Origin of the sequence: Chromobacterium alticapitis, assembly GCF_002924365.1 — a bacterium.
Lineage (GTDB): Bacteria > Pseudomonadota > Gammaproteobacteria > Burkholderiales > Chromobacteriaceae > Chromobacterium > Chromobacterium alticapitis.
The window spans coordinates 1-6,779 of the sequence record NZ_PQWB01000116.1; the positions used below are offsets into that span (position 1 = coordinate 1).

The window sequence follows — 6,779 nt, forward strand, 5'->3', positions numbered from 1 at the left end:
TCACCAAGGATGTTCCCAGGCTTGCAGTGGTGGGCGGCAATCCTGCCCGGGTCCTGAAGTATCGCGACGCAGAACACTTCGACCAATTGAAGGCGGCTGGAGAGTTCGAATGAGCAGCAGCGCGAGTCTATCCACGCCTGGCCGACGTTCCTGGATCAATACCTTCTTGTATCTGGGAACGACGGTTGTAAGCGCGCTGCTGGGATTGGCAAGCGCCGTGCTGATGACGCACTTGCTCGCCCCGCATGAGTATGGGCGCATCGGCATTTTTCTCAGTATGCTCTATATCGCCTCCCCCATGGTTTCCCTGGCGGCCGAGGGGCTGATCGCCGTGAACAAGTCCACGCTGGATAGCGCTGCGTACGACAGGTTCCGATGCACGGCGATTGCCATCGCGTTGATGGTTTTCGGCGTGCTGCAGGTCGTTGCGACGTCGCTGTGGCTGCTTGGCGTGTTGCCGGACCCATTGCTTTTGCTGGTGCCCCTGTTTGCCTTGCTGCGCTTTGCTAGCACCATGGCTTCGACAGAATTCGTCGCGGAGCAGAAGGCCGTCATGTATGCCGGACTGACCTTGGTGAGCAACGTCCTCGCGCTGGCATTGACTTATTTGCTGATCAGCCAGGTTGTCGCATCGGCTAGCGGGCGTATTCTCGCATTGATGTTTGCCGAGTCCGTGATGCTATGGTTCAGGTATTGGGGGCGGATGGAAATCCTCATGCCCAAGTTCGATGCCAAGTTCAAGCGCCAGATCGTGGCGTTTGGCTTGCCGTCCATGCTTGCTCTATTCGGAGCCTGGGGCTTGAACGAGTCCGACAAAACCATTGTTGCGCACACTTTCGGGCTGACTACGGCGGGTCTGTATACGGCGGGGGCGACCTTGGCTGCGATCATGGCTAACTTCAACCAGTCGCTCACGAATGCGTTCTATCCGCGGCTGTTCGCAGAGCTTCGTTCCAGCCATCGCTTGCAAGCGGTGGCGACTCGCTGGTTCATGCGCTTCCTGGGCATCAATACCGCCTTTGCTTTGCTGGTTGTGTTGACGTACGCCTTGTTCAAGGATTTGTTGTTGCCGGTCAAGTACGCGAGCGCTTCCACCTATTTTTATGCTCTGGTTGCGGCAAGCCTGGGCGTTGCCGCGTATCGACCATTTGGCTTGATTGCGGAGTATTACCAAATGGCGCGAACCCGAGCGATTGCCATTCTGGCAGGGGGGGGCGTCACGGTCAGCTTCGCCGTTGCGGGAAGCCGGTGGCTGGGTACTCCGTTGATGGCCGCGGTCGCAATTGGGACCGGCTATCTGGTGACAGCCGGCATTCTGGCGGTGGCTATACGGTCGCGGTTACGAAAATCTCATGAAGGAAAGTTTGTATGACGCTGCATGTCGTGACAGTCGTTTACGAGGATGGCGCGCAACTGAATGAGACATACGAGAGTTGTAATTTGGGTGAGCCGTTGCATCTTCGTCATTGGATCTTCGTAAAACGCTACAACGATGGCCTATCAGCAAAGTACCCGCAAGCCATGGTACTGCCGAGCTTGGACAGCGGCATCTATAATGCGATGAATCTGGCTTTCGATCATTTGCGGGCCCAGATCGATGACGATGACCTGGTGGTATTCATGAACGCTGGCGATCTCTTTGTCGAAAGCGAACTGCTCTCCCATTTGGCTGAGCATGAGGCGAAACGCCCAGTGCTTAGCGTTGCGGGTGTCCGCCTGACACGCGAGGGCATCATAGTGGGACTGCGCCGCGCTCCGGTCCCCCCATCGACTCCGGGAGCCATCATCTATCGCGATTACCCCTGCCATCAGGCGACATTCTATTCGGCTGGCTTTCTGAAGCGGATATGGGCGCGCCGCGGATTCCTGTATCGGGAAGACTTGCGCTCCTGCGCGGATTTGGAATTATACTTGGCGGCGAGGAAAGAGCCGCTCCTGATCACGCCATTTACGACGGCTTGCTACGATGTGGCGGGCTTCTCCTCGAAGCAGTCGTTGGCTATTGCGGCGGAGAAATCATCCCTGCTGTGCGAATATGGCGGAACGCTGCGCTGGCGCTTGTACGCGCGCGCTTGGTCCGTGTGCGCTCGCTTGGTCGAGCCGAAGCGGCGTTTGCTGCGTGCGATCGGGGGAGGCTCCTGATGCAAGCGTTTGTCGTGCCAGTGCTCGTCGCGGCCTTTTTCGCTGATTATCTTGATGCTTTCGGCCCGCTGGGACCATTGCTTAAGTTGGGCATGGCCTTGACCTTTTTGTTGGTTTACCTGCCCTCCAGTCTGCGTCTCCAGCGCGGCAGCATGGGCGCGGCATGGCTCGCGGCGTTCTGCATACTGTACGGTCTGTCCCGTTTCTCGACCTTACCATCGTCCATGTACGAGCTGTTCAAGCTGTCGCTGCCGCTGGTTCTGGTGCTTGGCTGCATCAACGCCACCTATTTCAGATCTATTCCTGTGGCACCCATCGCCTTGGAGACGAGGTTGCGCCAGGCGCTATCTATTGCTATGGCCATCAATGGCGCGTTGGTGTTGATCCAGGTGGCGCTCGGCAATGGTCCTTTGTCTTTGCTCGGCGTGCCTGCTGACTATTTCGACTCCCCGGAGAAGGCAGGGCGTTATAGCGGGCTGATACTGAATCTTCCATTGTGGTCGGCCATGCTGTTCACGCGGCTTTTGCTGGCGGATGCGCGGCTTTTCCCACTTGACGCGTGGCAGACGTCAACCTTGAAAAAGGCTTTGCTATACTTTCTGTTGATACTGTCGGGTCAAAAATACGTGATTCTCTGTGCGATTTTGTACCTACTGGCGCGAGCGACTCGAGGCGTTCGCATATCTCTGCTCGCTTTGCTGATAGTGTGCGTTCCATTACTGGGATCCAGCCAGAACAGTCAGATTGCAGACCGGGTTAAACAGTCGCAGCTGATCATGGATGTTGGTGTCCCCGCGCTGATTGCCGAGGCTGATGCTGATGCCGAGTATCCGCAATTCCGCTTCTTGGATTTGCGTGTGAATTCCTGGCTGTATGCTTGGGCCAATATCCAAGCGCATCCATTTGGGCGCGGAATCGGCACTTGGGGCGATTTTTCCGCTTCGCTCAACAAGACGCTTGCAATGCCTGTGACATTGTCCGAGACGCAGTGGGGACACCTTATCGTCGAGCAAGGCATAGGTGCGCTCGCGCTAATCTTTTTCTTTTCAACGCCATTTCTGTTTGCCCACAGTGTGATGTACGCCAATCTGAGATGGTTGGGATTCCTGGTTTTCGCCGCCGGATGGTTCACGATGGGATCCAGCGACTATTTATGGTTCTTCTGTACCTATGTCCTGCTATTCAATCTACGAGGGCTGCAGCGGCTCCGTTCGCGCCAGCAGGCGGAAACAATAGGAGCACATCTCGATGAGTAAGCCTTTGCGCTGGCTCTTCCTGTCCAATATGTTCCCATCTGTGGCGGACCCCTCCTACGGAGCCTTTGTAGCTCGTAGCCTGGATGATCTGCGGACCGAGGGCTTGGATATTCGCCATGTTATCGTCATCAGTGGGCGCCGGGCGCGCTGGCAGAAGCTGTTCGCTTATCTGCGCTATTTTAGAGACCTGCTGAAGGCAGGCATAGGCGGGGGCATTGATGCAATCTATGCGCACTATGCATCGCATCATTGCCTGCCGATTGCATTGTTGAGCATAGTGTTCCGCAAGCGGCTGATTCTGCATATTCATGGGGATGATCTTGCGGTGCGGGCCGGTTTGAGCCGAAGCTTGAATCGTATTGGACAGGGGCTCCTCGTGCGCCGGGCGGAGTTGATTGTCGTGCCTTCACTGTTCTTCGCTGAGTTGCTTCGTTCCATCTATTCCCAGATCGATTCGACGAAAATTCAGGTTTCGCCATCCAGTGGCGTGGATACCACTGCCTTTGCCGATCATGATTCCGTGAGGCGTCCGGGCCATTGGGCATCGAGAGCGCCAGATGGCGTCGTGCGAGTCGGCTTTGTGGGCCGCATAGACGCGGACAAGGGTTGGGAGCTGCTGACGCAGGCTTGGTCTATGCTGCCGCCGGACCAGCAGGAGCGAGTCCATCTAGGCTTCTGGGGAGGAGGTAAGGAGGCCGGCAAGCTGAGGGACTGGGTGGCAAGGGTCGGCTTGCATAATGTAAGCTTCAATGGGCAGGTCGGTCCGGAGCGGGTTCCAGAGATTCATCGCCAGTTTGATATCCATGTCGTTCCTTCGTATCGAGAAAGTCTCGGCCTTTCCGCAGTCGAAGGCATGGCTGCGGGCCACCTTGTGCTATGTTCGGATATCCGGCCGTTTATCGATATCACCATGGACGGACGGGAGGTGCTTCATTTCCATTCCGGCAACGCCGCCTCCCTGCGCGACGCGTTATCGCGTGCTTTGGGCATGCATCCAGATGATGTCGCGAAGATTTCGGCAGCTGCGCGTCGCCTGGCGCTCGACTTCGATCGCCGTACCGTCGCCCATCAACTCTCTACCTCCATCAAGAGTAAGCTATGTCGCAGATAACCATCTTCGGACTTAAGTTTCGAGGTCTGACGTTGGATCAGGTCATTGTGCGTGATACAGGATGCCGACTCATCGTGACCGTCAATGCCGATTTCATCGTTCGAGCGCAAGAGGGCGATAAACGCCTTGCCGCCATCATTGATAGAAATGTGAGCACCTTTGACGGCACTTGGCCCTATCAGGTCGCGCAGCGGCGCTTCCCTGGCGTTACGGTCGAGAAGTTAAGCGGGTCGGATTTGGTTTTCAATCTGGCCAATATCTGCGTCCAAGAGCAACGTACAATGCTCATTGTAGGCGGCACCCCTTCCAGCGCCAAACTTGCGCAAGAACGGATTAATCAACAGTATGGCCAGCCGTTCTGTCATGCCTGGTCACCGCCGTTTGAACGCTACCCGTATAGCTCCGGTTTTGTTGCGGAGTTCCAGGTCTTGGTGACGACGCATAAGCCTCTGGCTGTATTGCTGTGCTTAGGGTCGCCGAATCAGGAGTTTCTAGGTGAGGACCAGCTTGATTTCCTATCCGAATCCGGCGTTGCATATTGCATGGGAGCGGGAGGGACTGTGGATTTTTTGGCGGGAACGCTTCGCCGTGCTCCGCGAATGATACAGTTAATTGGATTGGAGGGTGCGTGGAGATTGCTGGCCCAGCCGTCCTTTTTTCGATTGAGAAGATTGGCGCGATCCGTGCGAATGTTTCGTTACATCAATGCAAAATCACCGCTAAGCCAGTGATAGTTATGCAAGACTTAAGAGAAATGGTTAGAGTGACTCTTTACCAAGCCCCATCTTCGATGTATGCGCGTGTATGAATGCACGTGGACTTAGTTTCCCGTTCGACGCAAGGTGTGCTTCGGGGCTTGGTTGGTAGCGGAAGGGCGTTGCTTGAATTTAGGGCGGGAGCCTGCCGTTCGATTGCTCGTGTTATTGTAAGCACGATCGTTCGTGCTATTTTACGGGGCACGCCATTTCGTGAAGTGCTGTGAATGGACGGGGTGTGGAGTCCGGAATAGCACACAGCATGTTTGAGCTCATGCCGTTTGGCAGAGATTTTGCTGGGGAATGCATGGATTGTTGGATGATGCCCGATTCTTTGCCTGATTGCCAGAGTGACACAGGCTCTCCCATGACAAAGGATGCGCAGGGCTGTCGTGAATGTCGACTTGGCTAGTGGGGCTACCTTGATCGGCTGGTGGCCCTAGCACTGTCGCGAAATTAAGCAATAGCACCGTCCATATCAATTACTTATAAGCACGATGATGCCGAGGTTTTTTGCGGTTGGCCTTGCGCGGCGAGGTCGGTTTGTCCGGCCTTCGCCGGATGATCTGCTGGGCGATCGAGTCGTACAGCAACGGCCCAATCTCTCTGATCGACGCCGGATCGGCCAGCAGCTGCGGCAGATACAGCCGCACCAGGTGCGAGGCATGCGTCAGGTTCGGCGCATGGGTTTGCGCATCCCGCGCCTGCTGCACCAATACATCCTGCGCGGCAATCGTCGCCAGATTGTGCAGCAAGATCGCCGCGTGGAATTCCTGCCGTATCGCTTGCGGCGTTTCGCTGCCGAACTGTTCCAGCTTGAGCCGGCATTTGAGGTGGCGGAAGGTCTCTTCGATCCGCCAGCGTTTCTGGTATAGCGCGGCGAAGGCCGCTGCCGGCCACTGGGCGTGATCCAACAAAGAGGTGGCCAGCACTTCGACTTGACCGCTGCTCAGCGGCACCCGCACCAGGTGCAGCCGCAGCGGCTGCAAGGGCAAGCCGTGCGCGGCGAAGCCCGGGCGATGGGCGCGGTTCGGCGTGATGTCGATCACCGCGCTAGCGGCGCCGGAGGCGACGAAGGCCCGCACCTGGGCGCTGAAGTCCAGCTTCAAACGGATGCAGAAATGACGCTGTTTGGCCTGCAGCAGCGCGAACAGCCAGTACGCCGGGTAGCCGCGGTCCAGCACCAGCAAATCGTTTGTTTGCAGTTGGTCGAGCTGGCTGGCCAGCACCGTGCGTTCGTCCTCGGTTTCGGAAGTGAGGTCGGCGCGCAGAATCAGACCGGTGCTGGCTTCGCACAGGGCGGAGGCGCGGGCGAGGCTGTAAATGCCGGTGTCGGTGTGGTAGCAACCAAAGCCGTCACCGCCATCGCGCAGGGTGTCGGGATGCGTCGTCGGCAGGTACAAGGTGGTGCTGTCGCCCGCGACGACGCGGAAGCCATGCCAATCCGGCGCGGGCCGCAGGTCTGCCAGCACGGCTTGATTGAGTTCGACAAAGGCTTGCCAGCGCAGCTTCTTG

The 6,779-nt window shown here is 57.1% G+C and carries 6 protein-coding genes; 5 read left to right on the top strand and 1 reads right to left on the bottom strand.

Features of this window, described 5'->3' with window-relative positions:
* Nucleotides 1–109 precede the first annotated feature (109 nt).
* From C2I19_RS18235 to C2I19_RS18255, 5 genes are read left to right on the top strand one after another with little or no spacing between them, the layout of a single operon-like run.
* Entirely contained in the window at nucleotides 110–1,372 is a 1,263-nt protein-coding gene (locus C2I19_RS18235) for a lipopolysaccharide biosynthesis protein (protein WP_103904056.1), read from the top strand.
* Entirely contained in the window at nucleotides 1,369–2,142 is a 774-nt protein-coding gene (locus C2I19_RS18240) for a glycosyltransferase family protein (RefSeq protein ID WP_103904057.1), read from the top strand. The genes C2I19_RS18235 and C2I19_RS18240 overlap by 4 nt, the downstream gene beginning before the upstream one ends.
* On the top strand, nucleotides 2,142–3,398 hold the full coding sequence (locus tag C2I19_RS18245; protein WP_103904058.1) for a hypothetical protein: 1,257 nt from the start codon (nucleotides 2,142–2,144) through the stop codon (nucleotides 3,396–3,398). Before C2I19_RS18240 ends, C2I19_RS18245 begins: the two co-directional genes overlap by 1 nt.
* Complete coding sequence (locus tag C2I19_RS18250) at nucleotides 3,391–4,509, top strand: glycosyltransferase family 4 protein (protein WP_103904059.1); 1,119 nt, start codon at nucleotides 3,391–3,393, stop codon at nucleotides 4,507–4,509. Before C2I19_RS18245 ends, C2I19_RS18250 begins: the two co-directional genes overlap by 8 nt.
* On the top strand, nucleotides 4,497–5,240 hold the full coding sequence (locus C2I19_RS18255; protein WP_103904060.1) for a WecB/TagA/CpsF family glycosyltransferase: 744 nt from the start codon (nucleotides 4,497–4,499) through the stop codon (nucleotides 5,238–5,240). Before C2I19_RS18250 ends, C2I19_RS18255 begins: the two co-directional genes overlap by 13 nt.
* A 506-nt stretch (nucleotides 5,241–5,746) precedes the next feature.
* Here the strand turns inward: C2I19_RS18255 and C2I19_RS18260 are convergent.
* The coding region (locus C2I19_RS18260; protein WP_103904061.1) for an IS4 family transposase at nucleotides 5,747–6,779 on the bottom strand (1,033 nt) is incomplete at its 5' end.